This window comes from uncultured Kordia sp. (assembly GCF_947489565.1).
In the GTDB taxonomy this organism is placed as follows: domain Bacteria; phylum Bacteroidota; class Bacteroidia; order Flavobacteriales; family Flavobacteriaceae; genus Kordia.
Map to the genome: position 1 here is coordinate 30,000 of NZ_CANLEA010000007.1, position 26,075 is coordinate 56,074.

Here is a 26,075-nt window from a genome sequence, read left to right on the forward strand (position 1 = left end):
AAACTACGTTTTATAAATCGTAAAAAATATACGCTTATATAAAAAAATGCCATCAAATATTTGAGGGCGCTTTCTGTCTTTATATGCTTTTAAGAATTTTATTCTTCCGTTTCTTCTTCTATTTCTTTTTCTACCTTTTTCTTTTTGGCTTTTTTATAAATTGGAATGGAATAACTAATGGTATAGTTGAATCCTGCACCTACATTATTATCGGTAGTTACTTTATTGAATCCCGGAATGAATAGATTTTGAAAATTCTCAGGTTCTTTGGTGTTTATCAATCGATTTAAACGTACACTGAATCCCATGTAAATGTTGTTTAAGACTTCTACTTTTATCCCAGCAACTACTTCCACCCAATGTCCGTTAAGACTTGAAAATTCAGTACCTGGAGTTTGTGTCAGTAAACTTTCACCTTCTACATGCTGATTGGTTTGATAAGTTCTGTAACTGTTCAGCGTTTGTTTGTGTGTGCTATATCCATAACGCATTCCCACAATAATAGAATTCTCCATTCCAAACCAATTTTCATAGGCATTAAAATCAAATCCTAATTTGACAAAACTTCCTTCTGTGGTGAAATTTAGTTGTTCTTCATCAACGGTTTTCTTTTCATTTCCGAGTTCGGCAGCGATATAAAACTTCTTAGTCAATCTAAAATCTGCAGCAATTTCAAAACCTTGGTAATCGTCTTCTAACAACATACGAATCGGCTTGCTTATATCAATTCCAATACGTAATGGAAACGTTTCTAATTTTGGAAGTGTATCATTTGCCACTGTAGTTTCAGCATCTTGAGCAAAACTTACGCTACAAACTAAAATTGCGAGTATACTAGTGATATATTTTAACATGTGTAACGGTTTCATTTTGAACATTTATTTCTGAAATCTGTATACCATTGGTAAGATTAATCCAATTGTTGCCATCGTCAGTCACTACAGCACCGCCAGAAACATTTAACGTATAATTGGTAATGTATCCGCAGGCGCGCGAAAGGAAAATTTCCTGAGTTTCGTAGTTGAATGTAAGTATGTCTTCGTTTCCTAACTGATTTCCATCAACGTCCTCTTCATATTCAGAGATAAATCGATACTGAGTGCTAGTTTCATTAGTACGTAACGGAATAGAAACGGTACTTACAGTTTGTGGCGTTGCCTGAATTGCATCTACAATCACAGGAATACCATCAATGATTTCCGTATTTGGATCTACAGCTTCTACCCATAAATCAGTCACATTTTTTGCAACTTCAGTTCCTGTAGTATTGTTAATATCAAAGAATTCAATCACTAACAATGGTGTCGCTAGTGTACCTTCAATACAAATATCATCTTTTTCACAGGAAAACGATAAAAATGCTACGGTCATAAGCATTCCTAAAAGTCCTATATAGGATAATTTTTTCATATATTTTTTACTTCTTCGTTAACTTCTTTTTTCTAAAAGTACCACATTTTCAATATGATGCGTTTGCGGAAACATATCCACAGCTTGTACTTTTGTCACTTTATATGTTGCATCCATCAGTGTCAAATCGCGCGCTTGTGTTGCACTATTACAACTTACATAGACTACTTTTTTAGGTGCAATATTTAAAATTTGTTGCACCACATCTGCATGCATTCCGTCACGTGGCGGATCGGTAATGATTACATCTGGAATTCCGTGTGCGTTGATAAATTCAGCATTAAATACCTTTTTCATATCACCGACAAAAAATTCAGTATTGGTAATATCATTAAAAGCAGCATTTTCTTTGGCAGCTTCAATGGCTTCAGGAACAGACTCGACGCCAATTACTTTTTTTGCTTTTTTTGAGACGAACTGTGCGATGGTTCCAGTTCCGGTATATAAATCGTATACCAATTCATCACCTTCTAAACCTGCGAAATCACGTGTAATTTTATACAATTCATACGCTTGATCAGAATTTGTTTGATAGAATGATTTGGCATTAATCTTAAACTTCAAACCTTCCATTTCCTCAAAAATATGATCACGACCATGATAGGTAATCACTTCCTGATCGTAAATCGTATCATTTCCTTTTCCGTTGATTACATATAACAATGCTGTAATTCCAGGGAACGTTTTTTGTACATAATCTAAGAGTAATTCGCGTTTCTCTTTATCTTCTTTATAAAATTGAATCAACACCATTACTTCACCAATTGATGAGGTACGAATCATTAACGTTCGTAACAATCCTGTTTGATGGCGTGTATTAAAAAAAGCAATATTATGCTCTGTAGCAAACTCCTTAATCGCATTACGGATCGCATTTGAAGGATCGGCTTGCAAGTGACATTTCTTTACATCTAAAATCTTGTCCCACATGCCTGGAATGTGAAAACCTAACGCATTTCTATCGCCTAAATCTTCTTGTGAATCAACTTCTTCCTGTGTCAACCAACGACTGTCGGAAAACGAAAACTCCATTTTATTTCGGTAGAAATATTGTTCGGCACTTCCTAAAATAGGCGTTAGCTCAGGCAATTCAACCTTTCCGATACGCGTTAAGTTATTCAGTACTTCTTTCTGCTTATAAAACAATTGGTGTTCGTATGCCATATGTTGCCATTTGCAACCGCCACAAGTTCCAAAATGTTCGCACACAGGTTCGGTACGTTTCTCTGAAAGCGTGTGAAACTTCACGGCTTTTCCTTCATAATACGCTTTTCGCTTCTTGTATGTTTGAATATCTACTACATCGCCAGGTACCGCGTTTGGTAAAAAAATCACGGTGCCTTCTTCCGTTTTGGCAACCGTTTTTCCTTTCGTAGCTGTATCAACTACTTCAACCTGCTCAAACAATTTCTTACGATTCTTTCTTCCCATGCGGCAAAAATAACAATAGCGGTAAATATATATATTATTTATTCGGCGAATCTTTAAAAAAATGCTAAAAGTTTTGTTAGCTAACGAAGTAGGTGATGATAGGAGTTGTTTTTATTTTTTTTCTGTGGTTAAGGAAAGCCGTAAGGTATTAATAAGTCTTTAGATTAATTTTACAAGAATTATCTAAAATCAAAATTTTGAATTAATTATTCTTATTGAATTGCTATACCATAGTTTAAAACTTTTATAATACAGCGATATGACAAAAAATAAAGATAAAAAAGACGTTTTGGATTTAGCGAATAAATCTATTTGGTTTCTAAGGCTTGCTTCATTGATAATAGGTATTCTTTTTGCAAAATATGTTGTTTTTTCACCTTTCACTGATTTAGTTAAAGAGGAAATAAATAACTTAAGTTACTTGTTAGTATTGAAAATAATGTTAATATTTTTATTTAATTCCAGATTGTATGGGGTATTTATGGATTTAAAAGAAATGAAGAGAGAGTTTATAAAAATTAGCAGTAATAAGTTTCCATGGCAAGGCTATATACTCTTATTACTCTTTACAGTATCATTCTCTTCAATGATAATTTATCATTCTGAAAACTTTGAATTATTCATAATCTTATATCTTCTTTTTTGGATTTTAGATATGTTGTTTTGGCAAACATTTAAACCATATATAAAAAAGAGAGTAACAGATACTTTTAGAGCCAATAAGTATAATGAAGTTGAAAAGCTTCAGAATAGAATTTTTTGGGATTATTTTTCTAGTAATTGGATGAGAGATTCTAGGAATTGGGCTTTAAGCTTCATTTTTTTTACACTTTTAATTACTGTAGGAAAATTTGAAACAGATATCCAATCTTATTTGAAAATAAACTCAGAAAATTTGATATCTTCAATTTTATTGTTGACTAGTGTTATACTTACAGAAACTATTGCGTGGACTAAAAGATTAAAAAGAAAATATCAGATAAGATTTTTAGATCAAAAATATTTAAAAATAAAAAATACTATTGAAAAAAATAATCTACGATAATTCTCTGAATGTTTAGAAATAATAAAACCAACCCAAGAAAAAACATTCCTCAAGTTGGTTTTTAAAATATCCTTTAGTAACTGTCACATCGAGCAGAGTCGAGATGCAGTAACTAATAACTAACTCCTAGCAGAAGTATGATGAACTTCAATTTTTGCTTTCGGATTTATTGCATTGAGATGCAAAGCAATATGATCAATAAAATTGTCTGGATCGTCAAACTTAAAGTGAAACACATCTTCTTCCGCTTTTACTTCTACAATACGTGCGTTGCCAACGCTTACGCCTTCATGAGCTAATTTCAAAGCAGCTTCTTGAATGTGTTCCATAAAAGCTTCTGTGGCTACTTCAATGGATTGAGATTTTATATGCAATGCGTCAGCACTCAGAGAAATCTGACGAATTTTTGTTTGTGTACTCATAGTGTTTGTTTTTTAAATATTAATAAAAATAAATTCACTTCATAAAAGCGTTTATGCTCCTGCAGAAGCCGTACAATTAGAATCACTATAATACACGGTTACTTTGACATCTCCCGAAGAGATATTAATGTTGAGTTTCGATTGACTTACGCCAGGATACACATATTGTCCGCCAATATTAAAATCGTCTGGGTAAAAATAACGTGTAAGACCTCCTTGACGTACAATAATCCACGTTAAAATAGCTGGATTTGTGCCAGATTGTGCTCCGACCATAATGTTTAGGTTGTTTCCGTTTCTAATTGGATTCACAACCACTGAATTACATTGATTACTCATAATTTTTGGTTTTGATAGGTTTCCTACTCTTTTTTTATAGGTTTTTCAGATAACACCTTTGTAAATAATAAAAGTTTACATTACAAAATTATAGTGTTATTACAGTCTGGTAAAGAAGGAAAACACCTATTTTGTTGAAACAAGTAATTTTCTTCCACATAAAAACAAAAAATAAGTTGATCACAGTAATATTTCATTATTTTTAAAACCGATTCACAAACTTCATGATAATGACTATTTTTAAAAGTAAAATTGATTCTACTAAAAAATCAGCAGAATTTGAAAAAGTATTAGTGCATAAAACCTTAAAAACGGGAAAAACACTAAGTATCATGAATACCGTAAACATGACCGAAAATGATAAAGATTTTTATGGGAAATATGAAAATGAAGTGTTATCAATTACACGAATTCGTAGACTTTCGGTATTACGATTCTTACCAAAATTAATTATAGAGTTTCCTGAACTCGAAAAGAATAAAAAGTTCAATGTAAAACTGGGACTTTTTACATTCTTACTATCAATTATTCTTTGTTTGGCTTTGTTGGCAAATGTGTATGAACTCTTAAGTACAAGTAGATTAACAAATGACTTGATAACGGTATTGGGTTTTATTGGAATATTCTTTGTCTTGATTTACATAGAGTTTTTCATCTACAAACAAAAATTGAACAACTATTAAATTAATTTCCAGAAACCAGCAACCAGCAACCAGCAATTACCCATACTTCTGCATCAAATCATCTACCACAGTTGCTGTTTTTATACATTTCCGACCTTCTTTGTATCTTTAGAAAAGACAAAATTCTTTTCAAAAAATGAACCTTTCCAACTTTTTCCCGTCTCTAGTGTAAACGGAATGTTTTTTATGCATAAAAAAAATCACATATCAGATGGCGAATTGGTAACACAATATGTTGCAGGCAATCAAAAAGCATTGACAATATTGGTGAAGCGATTTCATAAAACATTTTGTAATCATGCGTATTGGATTGTCAAAGATGCAGAAGTCGCAAAAGATATTGCTCAAGACAGTTGGAAACTCATTATTGATAAACTGGAAACACTGCAAAATCCAGCGCGTTTCAAAAGTTGGGCGTTGCGCATTGTACACCGGAAATCCATTGATTGGACACGTACGATGGCAAAGCAAAAGCAACAAAAGAGCGATTACAAAGTCACACAATCCATTCGTGATATTCCGTCAGCAGATACATCGTTGGTAAAGCAGCAACTTAAGGAAGCCATTGCAAAGCTTTCCATTTCACAACAGCGAATAGTTCGTTTATTTTATGTACATGAACTAAGTTTAAAAGACATTGCTAAAACCTTAGAAATCTCCGTTGGAACTGCCAAATCACGCTTGTATCATGCGAGAGAACAATTAAAAAAACAATTAAAAAAATAGAAATTATGAGCACACTAGAAGACATCGACAAATTAATTAAAGAAACACTAACGGAAGAAGAATCTAAATTCTATGATGAGTTAGAAGAACAAGGGCTGTGGGGATCTGTCAAAAGCATCTTTATGGGCAAATTAGGCTGGCTTGCCGTTATTATGAACATTGTGAATTTAGCTGCGTTTGGAGTTTTAGTATATTGTTTAATACAATTTTTCACGGTTACAGAAACTAACGAAATGCTTAAATGGGGATTGGGAATTTTAATCTGTTCAATGTTTAATGCAATGATTAAATTATACGCTTGGATGCAAATGGACAAACGCGCGATTTTACGAGAAATGAAGCGTTTGGAATTGCAAGTATCTTCTTTATCAGCTAAAATATCTGAATAAGATTTTATTTCGAGGTGAATATTTATTAATTTGCAAGCCTCTAGGGATGATTTCTCTCCCACGCTGAATTTTCGAGTCCTTCGGAAAGATAAAGGTAGAGAAGGAATGGTAATTTATGTATCATTTAAAAACTTTATTAAAAATGGCTGTTATAGAACAATTAACATCTCAGCAAGCAATTGAATTAGAAGACAAGTATGGAGCGCACAACTACCATCCATTACCAGTAGTATTGAGTAGAGGAGAAGGCGTGTATGTTTGGGACGTAGAAGGAAAAAAATATTTTGATTTCCTTTCTGCTTACTCTGCAGTAAACCAAGGACATTGTCACCCAAAAATTGTCAATGCAATGACTTCGCAAGCACAAACGCTTAGCTTAACATCTCGTGCATTTTACAACGACATGTTAGGTCGCTATGAAAAATTTGCATCCGAATACTTTAACTTCGACAAGTTATTACCAATGAATACAGGTGCAGAAGCGGTAGAAACTGCTTTAAAAATCTGTAGAAAATGGGCATATGAGAAAAAAGGAATCGCAGAAAATCAAGCAGAAATCATTGTATGTGAAAACAATTTTCACGGAAGAACTACAACTATTATTTCATTTTCAAACGATCCAGTAGCACGTAAAAATTTCGGACCTTACACAGACGGATTCATCAAAATAGCATATGACAATCTAGAAGCATTGGAAACTGCGTTGAAAAACAATCCAAATGTAGCAGGATTCTTAGTAGAGCCAATTCAAGGTGAAGCTGGAGTATATGTGCCAACAGAAGGATATTTAGCAAAAGCAAAAGCCTTATGTGAAGCATACAATGTATTATTCATTGCCGATGAAGTACAAACAGGGATTGCACGTACAGGACGTTTGTTAGCAACTTGTGGAAACTGTTCTTGTGAAAAGAAAAACTGTAGCGGAACACCAGACGTAAAACCAGATGTTTTAATCTTAGGAAAAGCATTATCTGGCGGAGCATATCCAGTATCTGCAGTATTAGCAAATGACGATATTATGAGTGTCATTCGTCCTGGAAATCACGGTTCAACTTTTGGAGGAAATCCAATTGCAGCCGCAGTAGCAATGGCAGCACTTGAAGTTGTAGAAGACGAATCGTTGGCAGAAAATGCTTTCCAATTAGGAGAATTATTCAGAAGCGAATTAAATAAATACATTGAAACAAGTAAAATTGTATCTTTAGTACGAGGAAGAGGATTGTTGAATGCAATTGTAATCAACGATTCTGAAGATAGTGATACTGCTTGGAATATTTGTATGGCATTACGCGACAATGGATTATTAGCAAAACCAACACATGGAAACATCATCCGTTTTGCGCCACCATTAGTAATGACCAAAGAACAATTATTAGAATGTGTTGCTATTATCACAAAAACACTTAAAGAATTTGAATAGTGCCAATACGCAAACAAGATACTAACGTATTCGATAACTTCGAATTACGATTAAACGAAAGCTCAAAGAAATTTCTACGCGAAACTTCAAAATGGGCTTTCGTGCTTTCTATCATTGGGTTTGTGTTATCAGGTTTTCTATTATTTGTAGGCATCTTTTCATTGATCTTTTTCAACGATGCCGCGACAGTTTTGGCAAGTTTGAGCGAATTGCCTCCGTATGCTTATTCCATCATTTACATGCTCATTGCGGTGATAAGTTTCTTTCCAGCATTATATTTATATACCTTTTCCAGGAAAATGAAAGTCGCTTTGTCAGAGAAAGATACAGAAGATTTAACTACAGCATTTTCCAAACTAAAATCATACTATAAGTTTTTAGTCTTAGCCATTATAAGTGTCGTCTTCGTAGCGATTTTAGGAATATTGTTTTTAATTCTTTTAAGTAATTCGTAAAAAATTGATACTGCTAGAAAAATAACTTTTCTTTTATTGAAGCCTGAAATTTATCTTCACCACTTTCACATCACATTACATAGTAGTTTTACACAAAAAAAATGGTGCTTATACAGAAAGTACTATTTTTGTATTTTAAAACTGTAGCAACGTGAATTCTAAATATAAAACAGCAATTTATTTCTTTATGGTATTTCTTGGAGGCGGATTATTGCTCTTTCGAGAAGATATAAAAGGTGAAACGCAAATCGTAGTAACGGTAATTGCTGTCTGCGTGATGATGTTTGGCTTGTACAAAGTAACTTCTAGTCAAATGTCCAATCAAAAAAAAGAATACAATGATCAAGAATATTTTAACAGAGAAAAATATTCGCAACAAGAAGAACTAGAAGAAGAGTAAAGAAGAAGTATAATGAGTTTTCAAGTAGGAGATAAAGTAGAAACAATTGATGATGTGCTTGCAGGAGTTGTGCAAGCTGTAAACGGAACAACAATTACGATTGAAACAAATGAAGGTTTTCCGTTAACATTTGAAGCTTCCGAATTGGTGAAAGTGTCAGTTGATGAAATTTCACGCGAACTATCCAATCAAAAAATATACAGTGCACTTCAAGAGAAGGAAGCTGCAAAAAAGCCAAAACGTACGCTAGAGAAAACGCGAAAAGAACGTGTAGAAAACGTTATGGAAGTCGATTTGCATATTCATCAATTAACGAAATCAAGCAAAGGCATGAGCAATTATGAAATGTTGGAGTTGCAAACAAATACTGCAAAACGACAATTGGAATTTGCCATTAGAAAACGCATTCCGAAAGTAGTTTTTATTCACGGAGTTGGCGCAGGTGTATTGCGAGAAGAATTGGAATATTTATTTCGCCGTTACGACAATGTAAAATATTACGATGCTAATTACCAAAAATATGGTTTAGGCGCAACCGAAGTCTATATTTACCAGAATCCGAAGTAATTTTTTTAAAGTTTAGTTCTCATCATGAAAAAATACATTTCCATACTATTTATCGTATTCATCATACACATTTCTTGTACACCAACAAAGAGTGATAAACAATTGAAAATTGAACACTTTCAATCGGAAATGAAAAGGATAAATGATTCTTCACTATATTATTTTGACAAAGGAATCAAATTGCTCGAAGAAGGTGTGCATCCAAATGTAATATCAGCTCGAATTAATGGAAAACTAACCTATTATAAAACTGAAATTAACATCAGATCAAGAGGTTTTAAAACGATTGCAAAAAAGTTGAATCTTTCAGAGAAAGAATATGATAAGGTTTTTGAAGAACTCGGAGAAATCTTCCAATCCAGTCGCGAAAAATTTAAATATCTGACTGAAAACGGAGTAAAAATCAATTAATAATTTCCTTCTAAAATTTTATTATAACGTAGTTTCAAATTCGCCATACGGAAATTCATTATAGCGTACATCTTGTCCGTTATCACCTGTAAACACTACATTTGTTAGTAAAATGGTATGCTTATAACCTGTTAATGTAGTTCCTTCTATAACTTCTTCAGTAATCACTTCTACCGAACCAGAAACTGCCGTATATTCTAAAGTAATAGCAATGTCTGAAGGTAATTCGTCACAAAAATAACCGCTAGTAATATTGCTTTCAAAGCTTCTATAAAAACAAGAGGATTCACTATTTAATGGACTTACTCTAGGCGTATCTGTATCTTCGGTAACTTCATTGATCAGCAAATCATTAGGAACTTCCAAAATCAAGGTTTCTGCACTATTAATCTTAAACAGTAATGTAACTCCAGATGCTGTTGAGCAAGCGTCTACAGTAGCACTGGTTGTCAAATCAATTTCATCTAAAGTTAAATCTCCATCATCACAACTAAAAAAAGTAAATGCGAGTACAAAAAGTAGTACTATTTTCTTCATAAAGGTACAATTATAATTTTCCGTCAAATTTGTAAACAAATGTATTAAGAAAACTCTATTTATATCCAAACTTATTGTTAATAATTTTATTTCTTCTATTTTTGTTCATCTATTAAGCCAACCCTATTTACAAACATAACTAAATGAAAAACGTATATTTTGATAGTGCAGCCACGACGCAAATTCGACCAGAAGTTGTAGAGCGTATTAAGAAAGCATTAGAAGAGAATTTTGGGAATCCATCTTCGACGCACAGTTACGGACGCTCGTCCAAAACGCTTATTGAAACGGCACGTAAAACCATTGCAAAATATTTAAATGCTTCTCCTCAGGAAATTATTTTTACTTCTGGAGGAACGGAAGCCGATAATATGGCATTGCGTTGTTCCGTGAGAGATTTAGGTGTTACCACAATTATTACGTCTCCAATTGAGCATCATGCCGTATTACATACCGTAGAACAATTGCGTGTAGAAAGCGATATAAAAGTTGCGTATGTAAAATTGCAATCTTGCGGAACACCTGATTATGAGGATTTAGAAGCATTGTTGAAAGCGGATAACTCTAAGAAATTAGTGAGTTTAATGCACGTAAATAATGAAATTGGAAACCTTTTAGATGTAGATAAAGTAGCTGGTATTTGCAAAGAATACGGCGCATTATTTCATTCAGATACGGTACAATCTATCGGACATTTTGATTGGGATTTACAAAAAACACCAGTCGATTTTATGGCAGCTGCGGCACATAAATTTCACGGACCTAAAGGAATTGGATTTGCATTTATCCGAAAAGATTCTGGATTAAAACCTTTAATTTTTGGAGGATCGCAAGAACGCGGATTCAGAGCAGGAACCGAAGCTGTACACAATGTTGTAGGTTTAGAAGAAGCATTTCGATTGGCGTATGACAATTTGGAAGAAGAAAAAAGCTATGTAGAAGGATTGAAATCATACTTCATGGAGGAACTTAAAAAAGTATTGCCAGAAGTCAAATTCAACGGAAACTGTCATGAAACAACCAAAAGTACCTATACATTGATCAATGTTTGTTTGCCATTCGATCAGCAAAAAGCATTAATGTTATTATTTCATATGGACTTAAAAGGAATTGCTTGTTCCAAAGGAAGTGCTTGCCAATCTGGAAGCAGCAAAGGTTCGCATGTATTAAGAGCTATTTTGAGTGATGAAGATTTAGAAAAGCCATCGTTGCGTTTTTCATTCTCTAAATTCAATACCAAAGAAGAAATTGATTATGTAGTACAGACATTACACGAATATGCAAATTCGTAATCTGAACTTATCTAATACATAACAAAATACCGAAAGCGAATTCAGAAATGGATTCGCTTTTTTATTTGAAATAGACTGAAGTTTTAGCTCTTTTTTCTAACTTTATCACCTAATAACTACTACTAATTTGAACAAAAATGTGTCGATACGGATTTCATGATTACAAACCACATTACGCTTGTTTTGAATGTCGAAAAACATTTAAAAGAAGATTTCTTATTGATATAAATAAGGGTTCAAGAGAGTTTGAATCGCAACCGTACAAATGTCCTGAATGTGGTGGAATGACCGCAAATATGGGCTTAGATTTTGAATCGCCAAAAAAGTCTGATTTGAAAGCGTGGAACCACGTAAAAGATCTTTATAAAACAGGAATTACATTTCATTCTTGCGGATGTTCTGGTCCTGGTTATATTCCAAGAGATACATCTACGCTGATTGACTTTCTGAATGAAAAAAGGGAAACCTATATTGAACATCTGCGTTTTTGGATGACAAGAATAGAACCACAGACTGAAAGTGAAAAAAATAGAGACCAAAAAAAGAACAGTCATTTCTTATACAGATTGCCCGCTGAATATGAAACAGGAACAAAAAAGAACAAAAAAACGGATCTAAAAAAAGCGGTGGAATATTGGACTGAAAAGGTGAATGAAGTAGAAAAAAATATAGAGGAAATTACGAACAGCAATGCATAACAACAATTTTAAGTAGCGCTGGCACTAATTATATTTAATAATATCTTTATATTGAAACACCAATCAGAAACTAGGCTTTTAAAATGCCGAACCTAAAATGATTAAATCTATTGCATCCCATCCGGAACGTATCAGAATTATATACATTCTTACGCTGGTCATTGGTTTTTTTGTGATTTACAGTACTATTTTTGACGAAAAGGTAAGTCTAGGTGGCGACAATGCAAACTATTATATTTTGGGAAACTCCTTAGCGAATGGCGAAGGATATACCAACATTCAACATATTGAAAAAGAAGCACATTATCATTATCCGCCAGGATATCCAGTACTTATTGCTGCTGTAGCCACAGTATTTTCAAACGATATTATAGCCATAAAAATACTAAACGGCGTATTTCTTTTAGGCGCTATTTTATTATTGTTTTTTATCGTAAAACGACTTTCGGAAAATGATCATATTGCTTTTGCAGCAAGTTTACTTACACTACTGAATTACCATATTTTAGAGTATTCTACGATTATGATGAGTGAAATTCCGTTTCTGTTTTTCTCCTTATTATGTATTTGGCTTTTCTTAAAAATAGACTTCTCAAAACCTATTTTTAAAAATTGGCTTTTCTTTTTAATGCTACTGTGTTTAGTATTTTCATTCTACATTCGTTCAGTCGGATTGGCGTTATTAGTAAGCATGGTTTGCAGTTTAGGATCTAAAAAACAGTGGAAATACGCCATGACTTTGATGGGAGGTTTTATCATACTATACCTGCCTTGGATGATCCGAAATATGAATGCGGTTGGAAATACGTATGTATCTCAATTATCATTGAAAAATCCGTATCAACCTGAATTAGGACAAGCAAATATTATAGATATCTGTTCCCGAGTTTTTCGAAACCTTGAACGTTATATTGCCATAGAAATACCGTCTGGACTAATTTCTTCTAAAGAAATAGTGTATAAAGATTTGTCTATCTCAATTGCTGAATGGTTTTTAGGTTTTTTTATTTTGGGAACGATTGCTTTCGGAATTTACAGATTAAAAAAATACAGAACCTTTATAGTATTCTACATGTTGGCTTTTTTCGGATTGCTCATGGTTTGGCCAAGCGTTTGGTTTGGAACACGCTTTTTAGTACCACTCATTCCGCTTTGTATGTTTCTACTCATTTTTGGATTGATAGAATTCTTAAGCTTGCTTCAAATAAAAATGTTGCCAAAACAAACAACATCATTAGTACCAATAGTGGTAGTCGTATTGTTAATTTTTTGGTCTTTTTTCTACGGAAGTAATTCTATTTCAAAACTGCGAGAACAAGCAAACAGTGATTATGCTGATAATTATAAAAACTATTTTGCTTTGGCGGAATGGATCCATAAAAATGCTGCTGACGATGCTATTACAGTAACTCGAAAGGAAGGATTGTTCTATCTCTTCTCAAAAAAGAAGGTGACAAATTATCAAAAAACACTTGATAGAGAAGCACAAATTGAATACTTAAAACAAAAAAATATTAGCTACGTAGTAGTAGAACAATTAGGCTATTCTACGACAAGTAAATATTTAGTGCCTGCGATAGATCGGTATCCAAACAAATTTAAAACCATCTTACAACTACCAAATCCAAATACCTATTTGATGAAATTTGAGCCAGAACTAGGATATTGGGGCGATTGGAAAGATGAAAAAAGAAATGGTTTTGGAAATTATCTTTGGAAAGATGGTCAAAAATATTCAGGTCAGTGGAAAAATGATGTGCGACACGGAAAAGGAACAGTATATTTTAACAATGGGGAAAGTTTGGAAGGAAGCTGGGAAAACGGCAAACTAAATGGAAAAGCCGTAAAAAGAGATGCAAATGGTGTCATTATCGAGAAAAGTATGTATAAAGACAATGCAAAAATTGAAGTGATCAATGAAAGTAACTAAACTCTCCATCATCATCCCGGTTTACAATGAAGCTGCTACAGTTCGGTTAATTTTAGACAAGATCAAAGCGGTGCAATTGATCCAGAATATTGAAAAAGAACTCATTATAGTCGATGATGGTTCGCAAGATGATTCAAAGAAATTGGTGCAGACTTTCCTTAAAGAAAATCCATCAGTAACGATAAAATTCTACGAACACGAAAAAAACCAAGGAAAAGGCGCTTCCATAGCAACCGGAATTTCCAAAGCTACAGGTGAATGTCTTATCATACAAGATGCGGATTTAGAATACAATCCAGAAGAATACAATTTGCTTTTACAACCTATACTAAAAGGAGATGCCGATGTGGTATATGGTTCCCGTTTTCTAAACAAAAAAGAAAAACGAACGTCTTATTTTTGGCATTACAATGCGAATAAGTTTTTGACTTTTCTCTCGAACCTATTTTCAGGTTTGAAACTTACAGATATGGAAACCTGTTACAAGTTACTCAATACAGAAATGATGCAATCCATTACGATTACAGAGAAACGTTTTGGTTTTGAACCAGAAATCACGGCGAAAATATCCAGAATCAAAGGAATTCGTTTGCAAGAAGTTCCTATTTCTTATGAAAGTCGAAGATACAACGAAGGAAAAAAAATTGGTTGGAAAGACGGCGTAAGAGCTATGTATTGTATTTTGAAATATGGTTTGTTTCGAATGAATTGACTCTAAGTACTCAAAAATAGAAAGAGCGTTTCTATCGCTTTATTTTTACATCTATCAATACGCTACCAATAAGTAGTATAGCAGTTCAAATTGTAAATGTAACTTTCAAAACCTTCTCTTTGTTTATCACATAATTCTCTTTGCTTTAATTTTTCCAAGAGTGCTGTAAACATTTCAAAGGTTTTGATTTCTGTTTTTTTATTGATTTTAGAAAGCTGTTTGTTTTGCTAATTAATTTACACCGATCAACTAGTCTTAACCTTCCACATTGGAGGACTATTGTCATTACTTGCATAAGGAACACTGCTTTCAATATCAGCTATTATAGTAGGAGTCTTTCTGCCAGTTTGAAGAATGTAATAAATAGACTCAGCCGAATTATCCACTGCTTTTTTTACTAAATCATAGTTTTCTTTATTCTCACTAGTCTCTAATCTTCCATCTCCATACGCTCTCCATTTTTTTCCATTTGAAGATTGTACATTCAAGCCGTTTTTGCCATCTTCATCGTGCATTTCCTTTATTAGTACGCCTGCATAAATTAGAAAAACTTGTGTAGTTGTGCCTTTTGGAAAATGTTGAGCTATAAACAATGCGCCATTTAATATCTTACTTTCCCTTCCTACTTCTATTCTTTCGGGATTTTCTCTCATTACTTTTGCTGGAGTCCTGATATGTCCTGCTGAAAAGCTGTCTGATAAAAAATGGTCAGCAAATGCATTATATAAAAATGCGTTTCGTATTTCTAAATCACCACCTTTTAAATAGTCATTCACCACGTCTTTAGTTAAAGTAATAGTATGCGAATGAAACGCTTTCATAGCATAATCTTCTGCTTGTGCCTTAAATTTTTTCCATGTTTCAATATTCTGGGGACTAAAATGTGAAGTATTAGTTAGCGCAATAGTGGCCATTTCTCCAAAGGCTTCATTATATAATTCCTTATTATAAGGTCTATCATCTACACCTTCGCCTCCTAGTATTGCATCTATTTTTTCTTTGCTAGCGTTTATTAGATCTTCAGGAGTTTCAAACCAATCACCTGCCAATGCAACTATTTCACCATAGGTCATAGAGTATCCTTGAGGTCTCATGTATATATCAACTTTAGGACCCAATTTTGCGTGTTCATCAGTTTCCCAGCCAAGACCTGAGTTTTTTGAGTTTTCTGGATTTTTTGATTGTTCAAATGCTAGTTTAGCATCTTCAATTTGTTTTTTAATTTCTGCTTCTTCCATAAGAATTACATTTTTAAATTAGTTACTTTTAAATCAATGTAGAGATTATTCTTATGTAATAGATAGGAAATGTTTTGATTGAATAGTAGTTTGTTCTGAATAATAAAAAGTATGTTCTTACAATATTATAATTGACCTTTTTTAGTTTGTGCTCATGTTTCTTTACTGAAATGATTTTAATCATCTCACAAGGGAATTTTAAAATCAACTTTAATATTTTTTCTTTTCACGATGAACTCTTCTTTTGCAAGAAGCTCCCATTTCTTATGAAAACAGAAGATACAATGAAGGGAAAAAGATGGAAAGATGGCGTAAGAGCCATGTATTGTATTTTGAAACTCGGTTTGTTTTAAATGAATTAACCGAAAATTACGAACACGATTTTATATAGATTTTAGTTTTTCACTGAGTTCAGTCAAACACTTTTGAAACGGCTCTTGAGGTACGGTTATTGACTTTTCGTCGTTTGCCTCAAAATCAGTGATTGATTCAAAATAGTCAATCGGATTTATTGGATTGACGCTCCAACCTTCTCGTCTAGAAAATCCGTAAGTCAAATGCAAATCACTATTCTTTTCTACTTTTAAACAGCCTGTATATTGGTCTGAAAAATCAATAGGTAAATAAATAATGTGTCCATTTTTCAAGGTCATCAATCTTTTATTCCACGAAGTTATTAATTGAGATACGGCATTTTTAATTGCTCGTATGCCACTTTTGGGTTCAATGGTTAAAGCAAAATAATACGTATCAAATTGTTTCTGACTAATTAAATTAGGAATTTCAAACACTAGATCTTCATGTCCGCCTTTGTCATTTTCTATGACGTCTATATGTATAAGTGAAGCCATTTAATTGTTAAAGTAGATTCCGTTCAATGTATTTAAAAGTGTATAGAGAAGCACTATCGCTTTTCCTCATACGGAAACTTACGACTCGCTTTTCGCATCATTCTATTGATGATATTTTGCGTGTTTTTTCCCGATTTACGATTGATAGTTTTTTCGTAGCGCCATAACAACTTTCCTGTGGTTTTATCACTCAATTTAATGATGATTTTACCGTAATCAGATTTTCCTTTTAAATAGGTAATCAAGTCGAAAGAAGTATCTATATCTTTTGAAAGCAATAGGCGAGAAGTCAACGAACCACTAATGACAGCGTCTACTTTTAAAATTTTACACAATTCTTGCGGCGAATAAATGTCCATATCTTCAGAAACAACGCCAGCCTTTTTCAGCATACGATTCGTTGTATTGATATCTTGAAATTCAATTTTCAACTTCTTCTTACGCTTTCTATTCAAAAAGTAACTTTCCAAAGCTTCCTGTACCGCAACACCTTCGCGTTCTTCTAATTCTTGAATTTGTGCTTTGGTATACGTTTTATCTTTGGATTTAAGATTCAGTGTTGTCTGAAAAGGAAGAATGGCAATAATCTTATGATCTTTTGAAAGTTCATCAAACTTATCACTTTCATAAATCTTTTTCTGTGCGTTGGCAAATTGCATTCCAACGATTAAAATAAGCAAAGAAGTAAGTATCTTTTTCATGTTTATTCTTTTGTCATTTCTGCGTGTCACATCAAACGAAGTCAGATGCAAGCAGAAATCCAATCTTTTTCAATTTCAAATTATAATTAGTGTTTTTAGTCCATGAGTAAGAACCAAGACCTAAAACCTAACACCCAAGACCTAACACCTAAAAACGCATTCCCATCTTCACATTAAACACACGACCAGTTAAGAAATTTGGGATTCCAAATTGACGTTTGGTATATACATCACGAACCCACGTATTGGTAATAGAGTTTTGTGCATCAAATACGTTGAAAATCTCAAAACCTACATTTAATTCTTTGAATGCCGAACGCCAGCCACTTTCAAACTGTCTCTTTTTATCAACCAAAACATACGAGAATCCTACATCGGCACGCTTATAATCTGGCAATACACTTTGGAATAAATACGGATCTGAATAACTTGGCGATCCACCAGGCAATCCTGTATTATACGTTAGATTCAGGTATAATTTCAAATTCGGAATCTTTCGCATATAATCTTGGAATAAAATAGCAAACTTCAAACGCTGATCCGTTGGTCGTCTGATAAATCCACGATTGTTAATGTTTTCTTCTGTTTTTAAATATCCAAAACTTACCCAACTTTCCGTTCCAGGAACAAATTCTCCATTCAAACGCATGTCCAAACCATAAGCAAAAGCTTTGGCATTATTATCCGCTCGGTATCGAATACGAACGTTTTCAATGGTATATGCGTTTACATCAGATAGATTTTTATAATACGCTTCGGTGGTCAACTTAAAAGGTCTGTCCCACAACTTAAAACTATAATCATTTCCTAATACGACATGAATAGATTGCTGTGCTTTTACATTCGGATTTACAACACCATCAGGACCACGTAATTCTCTGTAAAATGGTGGTTGATGATAAAATCCTCCCGACAAACGGAACAACATATCTTTTTCCCATTTCGGTTTGATAGCAATTTGTGCTCTTGGACTCACCACAGCTTGTGTTTTACTCTGAATTCCTTCGCCACTAACGGTCCAACTATGTGCACGAACACCAATATTAGTGTACAATTCATGTTCTCCAATCATTGATTGCTTGCTCCATTGTGCGTATCCTGAAATACGATCAATTTGTGTATTATTACGCGCACGAATCGATTGGAAAGGCTCTAATGGACCTTCAAATGCTTCATACGGTTGATTATTTCCTAAACCTGGTAATGGAGGACGAATAGAGAAACCTGCAGAATCAATCACTTCCCATTCAATCAAACGGTCACGAATGTCTTCATGTGTATATTTCAATCCCCAATCTACTTGGTTTTCGTCTTCATCTATTTCGTAAGTTCCTTTGTGTTCTACATTTACAATTAAGGCATCTAAATCGTTTCGACCATGATTCAATTGCGAACCAATTCCTTCACTAAATTCAACATCACCTAAATTCTGATCGCCAATATTTGTGTTTACTTCTCCCAAACGATACTGCGCAAAAATGTCAAAATGTTCTTGTTCTGTGGTATGATACATCGAAGTAATCAATTTCAACGTGACATCATCATTCAAGAAATAATTCGCTTTAAAAGCTCCAAAATACGTACGGAAACGATCTTGTTCTTGTCCTTGATAAAAAATCAATAAGGCAATCGGATCTTGTAAGGTTCCAAAATTCGTTTGACGAGTTAAAGGTTCGTAATCGTAATCGTTAAAAGAAACATTTCCTAAAAAACTCAAGTGAAACTTATCTGAAAACTTATACGTCATATAGGTTTGGAAATCTGTAAATCGCGGTCTAAAATTCGTTTCAGTTTGTTTACTATTTACCAATAAACTATTGTCTCGATAACGAATTCCAGAAATTGTGGTAAACTTACTATCGTTACTTGCAGTTTCAACAGAAGCGCTTCCGCCAAGGAGACTCAAATTGACTCTTCCGCCAAAGCGAGACGGTCTTTTGTACGTAATATCTAAAACAGAAGATAATTTATCACCAAACTTCGCTTGAAATCCTCCAGCAGAAAAATCTACATTCTGAACCAAATCTGTATTCACAAAACTCAATCCTTCTTGTTGTCCCGATCGAATTAAAAACGGACGATATACTTCAATTTCGTTGACATATACCAAGTTCTCATCGTAGTTTCCACCACGAACCGAATATTGTGTACTTAGTTCGTTATTCCCACTAACACCAGGAAGCGATTTCAGTAAGTTTTCGACACCAGGAGTTGCGCCAGGAATCAAACGCACCGTTTCCGCAGAAAGCACTTCAATACCTTGTACCGCTTTTCGTTTGCGTGAATCTAAAATAACAGTCCCAATTTGTTCTGCCGTTGTAGACATTACAGGGAAGAAATCGTAATCTTCACCGTTTTTCAATTCAACAGTTATAATAATAGGTTTGTGAGCAATATGCGTAAATGTCAAGGTAACCTTTTCATTGGCAGGAATTACAATTTTGAAAAAACCATTCTTATTGGTTTGTGTTCCTGTGCCGGCAGAAGTTTTAATATTTACTGCATCAATCGGTTGCTTATCGCCATCTAAAATAACTCCTCGTACAGTTCCTGTTTGTGCCAACATAACGCTAGCAAACAATAAAAAACTCAAGAAAAGTATACAACGTGTGGGTTTCAATAGTATCAGTTTTTAGTTTTTCTATAAAATGTGCTGGTAAAAGTAGTATTATTTCCAACATTATCAGTAACGATCAACTTTAAATTATGTTTTGCTTCGGTAAAACTAATATCGTTAAAATCGTAGGTAAGCATGCCTTTTTTAGGATCATATTCAAATAAAATCCACTTTCCGTTAATCGTTCCACGAAAACTTCGGACACCAGAAAGATCGTCGCTTACTTTAACTTTTAAATATTTTTTGGAAGAAATCCATTTATCTTTTGAAAAGTTGACAGGCTTTACTTTTGGCGGAACAGAATCTTTTACAAGAAAATAAGTTCCTAAACTCTTTGTGCTTGTGGTAAATTTTGTGCCTTTCTTTTTCGTTTTACTATAAGATGGTTTTTGCTTCCTATTCAAACTCGCAATAAATAACTGTTTGCGTTCTTTTGCGGAATACTTGGAAACATCAAACGAAATTACAAAGTTTTTATGTGCGGCTACTTTATCATTATGAATGTTGTAACGTCCTTTTTTATCTTTTGATAGATCGAAATAAAAATCTTCATAAAACGTATGTTTAGGAACATACACACTAACATCACCTTCTTTCAGCGTATGTTCAGCGTTTCTTGTCACTAAATTATTGGTAACATTCTTTTGTCGTTTTTGCGTGATTTTTTGTTTTTTACCAACAATAGGAATGGTAATCGTGGTAATATTATTTTTAAAATCTTTGACCTTCAACACAACGGTATATTCTTTTCCTTCTTCAACTTGAATACGTCCGTTATTTATCACATTATCGTAAATACTCAGCTTATTCGCAGGAGTTATAAAACAGCGTTGTACACGTTGCTTTAATTTTTTAAAACGCGCATAATCAATCAGTGTATTGATATATCTCGATTCGCCAAACGAAAACTTATTGAAAGTATAGCTAAAGTTTGGAGCGCCATTTACAAAGCTTTCTACTTGATAGACACCATTTTTATTAAATGCTAAATCTTGTCGATCGAAAGAATTGATTCCTAAACCAATTTCGCCAGAAGCATATATTTTTGAAGAAATAAAATTATTTTTCTCTTTTCCTTTTCGTAATTGCAATTGTACAATTTTATTAGAAGCATTTACTTGTGCGGAATCTGAAAGTGCATAAGCATAAACACCATTTACTGTCGGATTGTGTGAATCTTTCACTTCAATACCAAACAACATCGGATTCATAGGTTTTGATGCAGAATCTCTAATTTCAAAGTGCAAATGCGGTCCGCCAGAAGAACCACTATTCCCAGAATAGGCAATAACTTCTCCTTTTTTAACCACTAATTCCGTTGGTTTTGGATACAACTGTATCGCATAACTTTCTTTATTGTATTGCTGTTTCTTTAAATACGCTTCTAATTTTGGAGACAATTTTTTCAAATGCGCATACACAGAAGTATATCCATTCGAATGTGTTAAGTACAATGCTTTCCCAAATCCCCAATGTTGAATTTTAATACGAGAAATATGGCCATCGCCAATGGCAAACACTTCAAAACCTTCCTTTTGCTTTGTTTTAATATCAATTCCTGAATGAAAATGATTGCTTCTCAATTCGCCAAAAGTTCCCGATAAAATAATAGGAATATCTAACGGCGATCTAAAATCGACATTCTTAATTTTTGTTTGAGAAAAGGCAAATGAAAAGAAAAATAAAAAAATATAAAACAGTCTGTACATAAATCAAAAGTGCGTTTCGAAGAGCTAAAATAGCTAATACTTAGTTAATTTGGAATCTTTAAATTCAAAAACTGCACCAAAAATTAAAGGAATCTTAAAGCTTTACTTTAAATAATAGTCAAAACCCTTGCGAACTAATTTTATGAATGTTAAATTTGTATCCATACGCATTGAATTAAAATGTAATGAGCAGTACTTTGAAAATCGTTGATTCTCTTGAGAATAGAGTGAGTAAAATGCTTCACAGACTTGAGGTTTTGGAGCAAAAAAATCATCAACTACGTCAAGAATTAGCCAATTCAAAGGAAGAATCTCAACGTTTACAACAAGAAATCTCACAATGGGAAGAAAAGTATAACACGTTAAAAATTGCAAATTCAATGCTTGGCAGTGATAACAACAAAAAAGAAGCTAAGCTTAAAATAAATACATTAATTCGGCAAATTGACCATTGTATTGCACAATTGGCCGAATAAAAGAAGACAGTTCTTTACACTATGGACAACAAGCTCAAAATAAAGCTTTCTATTGCGGATAGAGTCTATCCATTAACCATTTCAGCAGGCCAAGAAGAAGGATTGCGGAAAGCGGCTAAAAAAATAGAAGCTATGATTAAACAATTTGAGCAAAGCTACGCAGTAAGAGACAAACAAGATGTATTGGCCATGTGTGCCTTGCAATTTGCAGCTCAAGTAGAGCAAAAAACTATAGATAAAGACACAAATCAAACAGCATTAGAAGAAAAATTAAAAGCGCTTGACGATTTATTGAAAGCGCAGCTTAGTTCATAAGTTCTTTAAAATATAAATAGGTTACTGCCTACATTGGTTTTTATTTTTGATAAACTCAACGTTAATTTAATTAAAAAGAGTGAGTCATGGTTGTAAAAGCACGCTGTCAATACAAATTTACTTTGTATTTGGACGGATCCTTGATCAATCTGTTAGCTCTAAACTTGTTTTTTGGAGTTTATACAAAACTCTAATCAATGTAGGCTTTTTTTATTAGCGAAACTCAGTTTTGAGAAGTCTATAGCGTGTCACATCAAACACAATCGAGATGCACTCAAAATAAAGTTGAACTGATACCGCTGCAACGCGGAAACTAAGGTTTTACCTTAAAAAACGAATACATAATTAAGATCGATAGATGATGGATAGCACAACAATCATAATTGCAGTCGCGGTAGGAGCGATTGGTTTAATCATAGGCTTTCTCATAGCAAAGAGTTTGGAGAAAAAACAAGCTTCTAAAATGATAGAAGAAGCCAAAAAAGAAGCTTCTTCTTTACTAAAAGATGCGAAGGCAAATGCCGAAAATGTGAAGAAAGACAAGATTCTTCAAGCCAAAGAGAAGTTCCTCGAATTAAAAGCAGAACACGAAAAATTTATCTTATCAAAGGATAAGAAAATGGCAGAAGCTGAAAAGCGTACACGAGATAAAGAATCTCAAATTTCTAGTGAATTATCAAAGAATAAGAAACTCAATCAAGAATTAGAATCAAAAGTAAAAGATTACAATTATCGATTGGATTTTATTGATAAAAAGAAATCAGAAGTTGAGCGACTTCATAAAAGTCAGGTAGAACAATTGGAAGTTATCTCAGGATTATCTGCAGACGAAGCCAAAGAACAATTAGTAGCTTCCTTAAAACAAGAAGCGAAAACAGATGCGATGAGCTATATTCAAGCAAAACTTGAAGAAGCAAAACTAACCGCACAACAAGAAGCGAAAAAAGTAATTATCAATACCATTCAACGTATTGGAACAGAAGAAGCTGTAGAAAACTGTGTTTCTGTATTCAATATAGAATCTGACGATGTAAAAGGTCGTATTATTGGTAGAGAAGGACGAAATATTAGAGCTTTAGAAGCTGCTACGGGAGTTGAAATTATTGTAGATGATACGCCAGAAGCGATCATTTTATCATGTTTTGATTCGGTTCGTAGAGAAATTGCACGTTTATCATTACACAGATTGGTTACAGACGGACGTATTCATCCAGCACGTATCGAAGAAGTAGTTAAGAAAACACGCAAGCAAATTGATGAAGAAATTATTGAAGTAGGGAAGCGTACTGTAATCGATTTAGGAATTCATGGATTGCATCCAGAGTTGATAAAAACGGTAGGGCGTATGAAATACCGCTCTTCATACGGACAAAACTTGTTACAACACTCGCGTGAAGTAGCAAAACTTTGTGGTGTGATGGCAGCTGAATTAGGATTGAATCCAAAATTAGCGAAAAGAGCAGGATTACTACACGATATTGGAAAAGTGCCAGATACAGAAACAGAAGTGCCACACGCAATCTTAGGAATGCAATGGGCTGAAAAATATGGTGAAAAAGCAGAAGTTTGCAATGCTATTGGAGCACACCACGACGAAATTGAAATGAATTCATTATTATCACCAATCGTTCAGGTTTGTGATGCAATTTCAGGAGCAAGACCAGGCGCACGTCGTCAAGTATTAGACAGTTATATTCAACGTTTAAAAGACTTAGAAGACATTGCCTTCGGATTCAGCGGAGTGAAAAAGGCGTATGCAATTCAAGCAGGTAGAGAATTACGTGTTATTGTTGAAAGTGAAAAAGTTGACGATGCAAAAGCAGCTGAATTATCATTCAATATTTCACAAAAAATACAAACGGATATGACTTATCCGGGACAAGTGAAGATTACAGTAATTCGTGAAACAAGAGCTGTAAATATTGCAAAATAAACGGGCAACGTTTATCAAAATACATTCACAAAACGTGAATATCGAGGTTTTATGAAACTACGGTATTCACGTTTATTGTTTATGGCAAACCTATGACGGCGCGGTTTTTTTTATGGGTATCTTTAAGTATAACCTAAATAAGAACCCAACATGTTAAAGAAAATCTTGAATCTGACTGGCGTTGATGCACTTACAAAAATAGACCAAGTGCAAGCCAATGGAGGAAAAGACTCCTCCGTCGCATCTTCTTTTATGTGTTACTGTAACAGTATTTTTATCGGAGAAAAAAGATCCGTAAAAGATTGTTGGAAATCTTGTTAAAATCAGTAATGCTAGAAAAAGAGGAAAAAGCAGAAATCTTACAAAAGGTTTCTGCTTTTTTTATGTTCGTGGATGAAATTGCTCCATAATTTGGGCTAAATGCTTTCTATCCACATGCATGTAAATTTCTGTTGTAGTAATACTTTCGTGTCCTAACATGAGTTGTATGGCACGTAAATCGGCTCCATTCTCTAATAAATGTGTTGCAAACGAATGTCGAAAAGTATGTGGAGACACATTTTTTTTCAAACCTATTTTTGCCACTAAGCGTTTGATAATCGTGAAAATCATAACGCGCGTCAGTTGTTTTCCACGTCTGTTTAAAAAAACAGTATCGCTAAAAGCAGGAACTTCTTTGACCAAAGGGCGTGATTCTTTTACATAAATAGTAATGTACTTTTGCGTAACAGCACCAATAGGCACAAAACGTTGTTTGTCACCTTTTCCAGTGACTCGAATAAAACCTTCATCAAAAAACAAATCAGACAACTTTAAATTGACCAATTCGCTGACACGCAAACCACAACCGTACAAAGTTTCAATAATTGCTTTATTTCGATGTCCTTCGGCCGAACTTAAATCAATTGCAGCAATCAGTTTTTCAATATCTTCAAGCGCTAAAGTATCAGGTAATTTCCTTCCTATTTTAGGTGCTTCAATCATTTCCATGGGATTGTCCTTTCGGTAATCTTCAAACACCAAATAATTAAAAAAGCTTTTCAAGCCAGAAATAATACGCGTTTGCGATCGGGCATTCAGTACTTTGGCAATTTCATAAATAAATTGCTGTACCGTTTCTTCGTCAATAGATATAGGAGTATGATTGATTTCATTGTGTTCAATATACCGAATCAGCTTTTCAATATCATGTGAATAGTTTACAATTGTATTGTCGGATAAGCCACGTTCAATCTTTAAAAAATGTTTAAAGTCTTTAAGAGTATGTATCCATTTCATAGAAAATCGCTTTTGTGTAAGTTTTTACCTTGATTTTAAAGGATTGGTTGTCAGTTTTTTATTGCAATTGAACTATTCTATAATGTTAAT

Annotated in this window: 29 protein-coding genes and 1 other RNA gene; 18 read left to right on the forward strand and 12 right to left on the reverse strand. The window is 33.7% G+C overall.

Going from position 1 to position 26,075, the window contains the following annotated elements; translation table 11 throughout:
- Positions 1-98: 98 nt before the first annotated feature.
- Genes Q0845_RS10705 through rlmD form a run of 3 tightly spaced genes read right to left on the reverse strand, consistent with a single transcriptional unit; the run spans position 99 to position 2,841 of the window.
- Positions 99-854: a DUF6048 family protein gene (locus Q0845_RS10705; protein WP_298512722.1), complete on the reverse strand. Its 756-nt coding sequence runs from the start codon at positions 852-854 to the stop codon at positions 99-101.
- Positions 835-1,410, reverse strand: coding sequence for a DUF6452 family protein (locus Q0845_RS10710; protein WP_298512724.1), 576 nt, complete (start codon positions 1,408-1,410; stop codon positions 835-837). Before Q0845_RS10710 ends, Q0845_RS10705 begins: the two co-directional genes overlap by 20 nt.
- 18 nt (positions 1,411-1,428) lie before the next feature.
- A complete protein-coding gene (gene rlmD / locus Q0845_RS10715; RefSeq protein ID WP_298512727.1) occupies positions 1,429-2,841 on the reverse strand; it encodes a 23S rRNA (uracil(1939)-C(5))-methyltransferase RlmD in 1,413 nt (470 codons plus the stop codon).
- Between the two features lie 259 nt (positions 2,842-3,100).
- On the opposite strand from rlmD, the gene Q0845_RS10720 reads away from it, so the two are divergent.
- On the forward strand, positions 3,101-3,886 hold the full coding sequence (locus Q0845_RS10720) for a hypothetical protein (protein WP_298512730.1): 786 nt from the start codon (positions 3,101-3,103) through the stop codon (positions 3,884-3,886).
- Positions 3,887-4,005: 119 nt separating this feature from the next.
- On the opposite strand, the gene Q0845_RS10725 is transcribed toward Q0845_RS10720, so the two are convergent.
- Positions 4,006-4,308 carry a hypothetical protein gene (locus tag Q0845_RS10725; protein ID WP_298512732.1) on the reverse strand — a complete coding sequence of 101 codons (303 nt, stop codon included), beginning with the start codon at positions 4,306-4,308 and terminating at the stop codon, positions 4,006-4,008.
- Positions 4,309-4,359: 51 nt separating this feature from the next.
- A complete protein-coding gene (locus Q0845_RS10730; protein ID WP_298512734.1) occupies positions 4,360-4,647 on the reverse strand; it encodes a hypothetical protein in 288 nt (95 codons plus the stop codon).
- 230 nt (positions 4,648-4,877) lie between these two features.
- On the opposite strand from Q0845_RS10730, the gene Q0845_RS10735 reads away from it, so the two are divergent.
- The 8 genes from Q0845_RS10735 (at position 4,878) to Q0845_RS10770 (ending at position 9,698) form a co-directional block, all read left to right on the forward strand.
- Complete coding sequence (locus Q0845_RS10735) at positions 4,878-5,330, forward strand: hypothetical protein (protein ID WP_298512737.1); 453 nt, start codon at positions 4,878-4,880, stop codon at positions 5,328-5,330.
- 186 nt (positions 5,331-5,516) lie between these two features.
- The gene (locus tag Q0845_RS10740; RefSeq protein ID WP_298512740.1) at positions 5,517-6,056 is read left to right on the forward strand and encodes an RNA polymerase sigma factor; all 540 of its coding nucleotides are present in this window, start codon (positions 5,517-5,519) and stop codon (positions 6,054-6,056) included.
- 5 nt (positions 6,057-6,061) lie between these two features.
- A complete protein-coding gene (locus tag Q0845_RS10745) occupies positions 6,062-6,445 on the forward strand; it encodes a DUF6768 family protein (protein ID WP_298512743.1) in 384 nt (127 codons plus the stop codon).
- 142 nt (positions 6,446-6,587) lie between these two features.
- A complete protein-coding gene (gene rocD, locus Q0845_RS10750) occupies positions 6,588-7,865 on the forward strand; it encodes an ornithine--oxo-acid transaminase (protein ID WP_298512746.1) in 1,278 nt (425 codons plus the stop codon).
- The gene (locus Q0845_RS10755; RefSeq protein ID WP_298512749.1) at positions 7,865-8,320 is read left to right on the forward strand and encodes a DUF5362 family protein; all 456 of its coding nucleotides are present in this window, start codon (positions 7,865-7,867) and stop codon (positions 8,318-8,320) included. Before rocD ends, Q0845_RS10755 begins: the two co-directional genes overlap by 1 nt.
- 151 nt (positions 8,321-8,471) lie before the next feature.
- Complete coding sequence (locus Q0845_RS10760; protein ID WP_298512752.1) at positions 8,472-8,720, forward strand: hypothetical protein; 249 nt, start codon at positions 8,472-8,474, stop codon at positions 8,718-8,720.
- Positions 8,721-8,732: 12 nt separating this feature from the next.
- On the forward strand, positions 8,733-9,287 hold the full coding sequence (locus Q0845_RS10765) for a Smr/MutS family protein (protein ID WP_298512755.1): 555 nt from the start codon (positions 8,733-8,735) through the stop codon (positions 9,285-9,287).
- 24 nt (positions 9,288-9,311) lie between these two features.
- Entirely contained in the window at positions 9,312-9,698 is a 387-nt protein-coding gene (locus Q0845_RS10770) for a hypothetical protein (protein ID WP_298512758.1), read from the forward strand.
- Between the two features lie 21 nt (positions 9,699-9,719).
- On the opposite strand, the gene Q0845_RS10775 is transcribed toward Q0845_RS10770, so the two are convergent.
- Positions 9,720-10,235 (reverse strand): hypothetical protein, encoded by a 516-nt coding sequence (locus Q0845_RS10775; RefSeq protein WP_298512760.1) that lies wholly within the window; start codon positions 10,233-10,235, stop codon positions 9,720-9,722.
- Positions 10,236-10,378: 143 nt separating this feature from the next.
- Between Q0845_RS10775 and Q0845_RS10780 the strand changes: the two genes are divergently transcribed.
- From Q0845_RS10780 to Q0845_RS10795, 4 genes are all read left to right on the forward strand, one after another.
- On the forward strand, positions 10,379-11,527 hold the full coding sequence (locus Q0845_RS10780; protein ID WP_298512762.1) for a cysteine desulfurase family protein: 1,149 nt from the start codon (positions 10,379-10,381) through the stop codon (positions 11,525-11,527).
- Between the two features lie 137 nt (positions 11,528-11,664).
- Positions 11,665-12,225: a hypothetical protein gene (locus tag Q0845_RS10785; RefSeq protein ID WP_298512765.1), complete on the forward strand. Its 561-nt coding sequence runs from the start codon at positions 11,665-11,667 to the stop codon at positions 12,223-12,225.
- A gap of 97 nt (positions 12,226-12,322) precedes the next feature.
- Positions 12,323-14,155, forward strand: coding sequence for a glycosyltransferase family 39 protein (locus Q0845_RS10790; protein ID WP_298512767.1), 1,833 nt, complete (start codon positions 12,323-12,325; stop codon positions 14,153-14,155).
- Positions 14,142-14,867 carry a glycosyltransferase family 2 protein gene (locus Q0845_RS10795; protein ID WP_298512768.1) on the forward strand — a complete coding sequence of 242 codons (726 nt, stop codon included), beginning with the start codon at positions 14,142-14,144 and terminating at the stop codon, positions 14,865-14,867. Before Q0845_RS10790 ends, Q0845_RS10795 begins: the two co-directional genes overlap by 14 nt.
- 245 nt (positions 14,868-15,112) lie before the next feature.
- Here the strand turns inward: Q0845_RS10795 and Q0845_RS10800 are convergent, their stop codons facing one another.
- The 5 genes from Q0845_RS10800 to Q0845_RS10820 all read right to left on the reverse strand — a co-directional run bounded on the left by Q0845_RS10800 (position 15,113) and on the right by Q0845_RS10820 (position 21,983).
- Entirely contained in the window at positions 15,113-16,105 is a 993-nt protein-coding gene (locus Q0845_RS10800) for a hypothetical protein (RefSeq protein ID WP_298512770.1), read from the reverse strand.
- Positions 16,106-16,488: 383 nt separating this feature from the next.
- Entirely contained in the window at positions 16,489-16,956 is a 468-nt protein-coding gene (locus Q0845_RS10805; RefSeq protein WP_298512774.1) for a hypothetical protein, read from the reverse strand.
- Positions 16,957-17,009: 53 nt separating this feature from the next.
- Positions 17,010-17,657, reverse strand: a complete 648-nt coding sequence (locus Q0845_RS10810) for a hypothetical protein (protein WP_298512777.1) — start codon at positions 17,655-17,657, stop codon at positions 17,010-17,012.
- Positions 17,658-17,805: 148 nt separating this feature from the next.
- Positions 17,806-20,223, reverse strand: coding sequence for a TonB-dependent receptor (locus tag Q0845_RS10815; RefSeq protein ID WP_298513328.1), 2,418 nt, complete (start codon positions 20,221-20,223; stop codon positions 17,806-17,808).
- A gap of 59 nt (positions 20,224-20,282) precedes the next feature.
- Complete coding sequence (locus tag Q0845_RS10820; RefSeq protein WP_298512780.1) at positions 20,283-21,983, reverse strand: M23 family metallopeptidase; 1,701 nt, start codon at positions 21,981-21,983, stop codon at positions 20,283-20,285.
- Positions 21,984-22,168: 185 nt separating this feature from the next.
- On the opposite strand from Q0845_RS10820, the gene Q0845_RS10825 reads away from it, so the two are divergent.
- The 5 genes from Q0845_RS10825 to Q0845_RS10845 all read left to right on the forward strand — a co-directional run bounded on the left by Q0845_RS10825 (position 22,169) and on the right by Q0845_RS10845 (position 25,028).
- Positions 22,169-22,459, forward strand: a complete 291-nt coding sequence (locus tag Q0845_RS10825) for a hypothetical protein (protein ID WP_298512783.1) — start codon at positions 22,169-22,171, stop codon at positions 22,457-22,459.
- Between the two features lie 21 nt (positions 22,460-22,480).
- Positions 22,481-22,774 carry a cell division protein ZapA gene (locus tag Q0845_RS10830; RefSeq protein WP_298512786.1) on the forward strand — a complete coding sequence of 98 codons (294 nt, stop codon included), beginning with the start codon at positions 22,481-22,483 and terminating at the stop codon, positions 22,772-22,774.
- 53 nt (positions 22,775-22,827) lie between these two features.
- A non-coding RNA gene (ssrS, locus tag Q0845_RS10835) (6S RNA) lies at positions 22,828-22,954 on the forward strand.
- Between the two features lie 181 nt (positions 22,955-23,135).
- The gene (rny, locus tag Q0845_RS10840) at positions 23,136-24,707 is read left to right on the forward strand and encodes a ribonuclease Y (RefSeq protein WP_298513330.1); all 1,572 of its coding nucleotides are present in this window, start codon (positions 23,136-23,138) and stop codon (positions 24,705-24,707) included.
- Positions 24,708-24,857: 150 nt separating this feature from the next.
- Positions 24,858-25,028 carry a hypothetical protein gene (locus tag Q0845_RS10845; RefSeq protein ID WP_298512790.1) on the forward strand — a complete coding sequence of 57 codons (171 nt, stop codon included), beginning with the start codon at positions 24,858-24,860 and terminating at the stop codon, positions 25,026-25,028.
- 60 nt (positions 25,029-25,088) lie between these two features.
- Here the strand turns inward: Q0845_RS10845 and xerD are convergent, their stop codons facing one another.
- A complete protein-coding gene (gene xerD / locus Q0845_RS10850; protein WP_298512792.1) occupies positions 25,089-25,985 on the reverse strand; it encodes a site-specific tyrosine recombinase XerD in 897 nt (298 codons plus the stop codon).
- Positions 25,986-26,075: the final 90 nt, after the last annotated feature.

What these genes read in the sequence shown, in the direction of transcription:
- Q0845_RS10795 (WP_298512768.1), top strand. Translation starts at nt 14,142, where the DNA reads ATGAAAGTAACTAAACTCTCCATCATCATCCCGGTTTACAATGAAGCT.
- Q0845_RS10785 (WP_298512765.1), top strand. Translation starts at nt 11,665, where the DNA reads ATGTGTCGATACGGATTTCATGATTACAAACCACATTACGCTTGTTTT.
- rocD (WP_298512746.1), top strand. Translation starts at nt 6,588, where the DNA reads ATGGCTGTTATAGAACAATTAACATCTCAGCAAGCAATTGAATTAGAA.
- Q0845_RS10730 (WP_298512734.1), bottom strand. Translation starts at nt 4,647, where the DNA reads ATGAGTAATCAATGTAATTCAGTGGTTGTGAATCCAATTAGAAACGGA.
- Q0845_RS10775 (WP_298512760.1), bottom strand. Translation starts at nt 10,235, where the DNA reads ATGAAGAAAATAGTACTACTTTTTGTACTCGCATTTACTTTTTTTAGT.
- Q0845_RS10805 (WP_298512774.1), bottom strand. Translation starts at nt 16,956, where the DNA reads ATGGCTTCACTTATACATATAGACGTCATAGAAAATGACAAAGGCGGA.
- Q0845_RS10810 (WP_298512777.1), bottom strand. Translation starts at nt 17,657, where the DNA reads ATGAAAAAGATACTTACTTCTTTGCTTATTTTAATCGTTGGAATGCAA.
- Q0845_RS10710 (WP_298512724.1), bottom strand. Translation starts at nt 1,410, where the DNA reads ATGAAAAAATTATCCTATATAGGACTTTTAGGAATGCTTATGACCGTA.
- Q0845_RS10740 (WP_298512740.1), top strand. Translation starts at nt 5,517, where the DNA reads ATGCATAAAAAAAATCACATATCAGATGGCGAATTGGTAACACAATAT.
- xerD (WP_298512792.1), bottom strand. Translation starts at nt 25,985, where the DNA reads ATGAAATGGATACATACTCTTAAAGACTTTAAACATTTTTTAAAGATT.
- Q0845_RS10830 (WP_298512786.1), top strand. Translation starts at nt 22,481, where the DNA reads ATGGACAACAAGCTCAAAATAAAGCTTTCTATTGCGGATAGAGTCTAT.
- Q0845_RS10780 (WP_298512762.1), top strand. Translation starts at nt 10,379, where the DNA reads ATGAAAAACGTATATTTTGATAGTGCAGCCACGACGCAAATTCGACCA.
- Q0845_RS10800 (WP_298512770.1), bottom strand. Translation starts at nt 16,105, where the DNA reads ATGGAAGAAGCAGAAATTAAAAAACAAATTGAAGATGCTAAACTAGCA.
- rny (WP_298513330.1), top strand. Translation starts at nt 23,136, where the DNA reads ATGGATAGCACAACAATCATAATTGCAGTCGCGGTAGGAGCGATTGGT.
- Q0845_RS10745 (WP_298512743.1), top strand. Translation starts at nt 6,062, where the DNA reads ATGAGCACACTAGAAGACATCGACAAATTAATTAAAGAAACACTAACG.
- Q0845_RS10825 (WP_298512783.1), top strand. Translation starts at nt 22,169, where the DNA reads ATGAGCAGTACTTTGAAAATCGTTGATTCTCTTGAGAATAGAGTGAGT.
- Q0845_RS10815 (WP_298513328.1), bottom strand. Translation starts at nt 20,223, where the DNA reads ATGTTGGCACAAACAGGAACTGTACGAGGAGTTATTTTAGATGGCGAT.
- Q0845_RS10765 (WP_298512755.1), top strand. Translation starts at nt 8,733, where the DNA reads ATGAGTTTTCAAGTAGGAGATAAAGTAGAAACAATTGATGATGTGCTT.
- rlmD (WP_298512727.1), bottom strand. Translation starts at nt 2,841, where the DNA reads ATGGGAAGAAAGAATCGTAAGAAATTGTTTGAGCAGGTTGAAGTAGTT.
- Q0845_RS10735 (WP_298512737.1), top strand. Translation starts at nt 4,878, where the DNA reads ATGACTATTTTTAAAAGTAAAATTGATTCTACTAAAAAATCAGCAGAA.
- Q0845_RS10770 (WP_298512758.1), top strand. Translation starts at nt 9,312, where the DNA reads ATGAAAAAATACATTTCCATACTATTTATCGTATTCATCATACACATT.
- Q0845_RS10720 (WP_298512730.1), top strand. Translation starts at nt 3,101, where the DNA reads ATGACAAAAAATAAAGATAAAAAAGACGTTTTGGATTTAGCGAATAAA.
- Q0845_RS10845 (WP_298512790.1), top strand. Translation starts at nt 24,858, where the DNA reads ATGTTAAAGAAAATCTTGAATCTGACTGGCGTTGATGCACTTACAAAA.
- Q0845_RS10725 (WP_298512732.1), bottom strand. Translation starts at nt 4,308, where the DNA reads ATGAGTACACAAACAAAAATTCGTCAGATTTCTCTGAGTGCTGACGCA.
- Q0845_RS10790 (WP_298512767.1), top strand. Translation starts at nt 12,323, where the DNA reads ATGATTAAATCTATTGCATCCCATCCGGAACGTATCAGAATTATATAC.
- Q0845_RS10705 (WP_298512722.1), bottom strand. Translation starts at nt 854, where the DNA reads ATGTTAAAATATATCACTAGTATACTCGCAATTTTAGTTTGTAGCGTA.
- Q0845_RS10820 (WP_298512780.1), bottom strand. Translation starts at nt 21,983, where the DNA reads ATGTACAGACTGTTTTATATTTTTTTATTTTTCTTTTCATTTGCCTTT.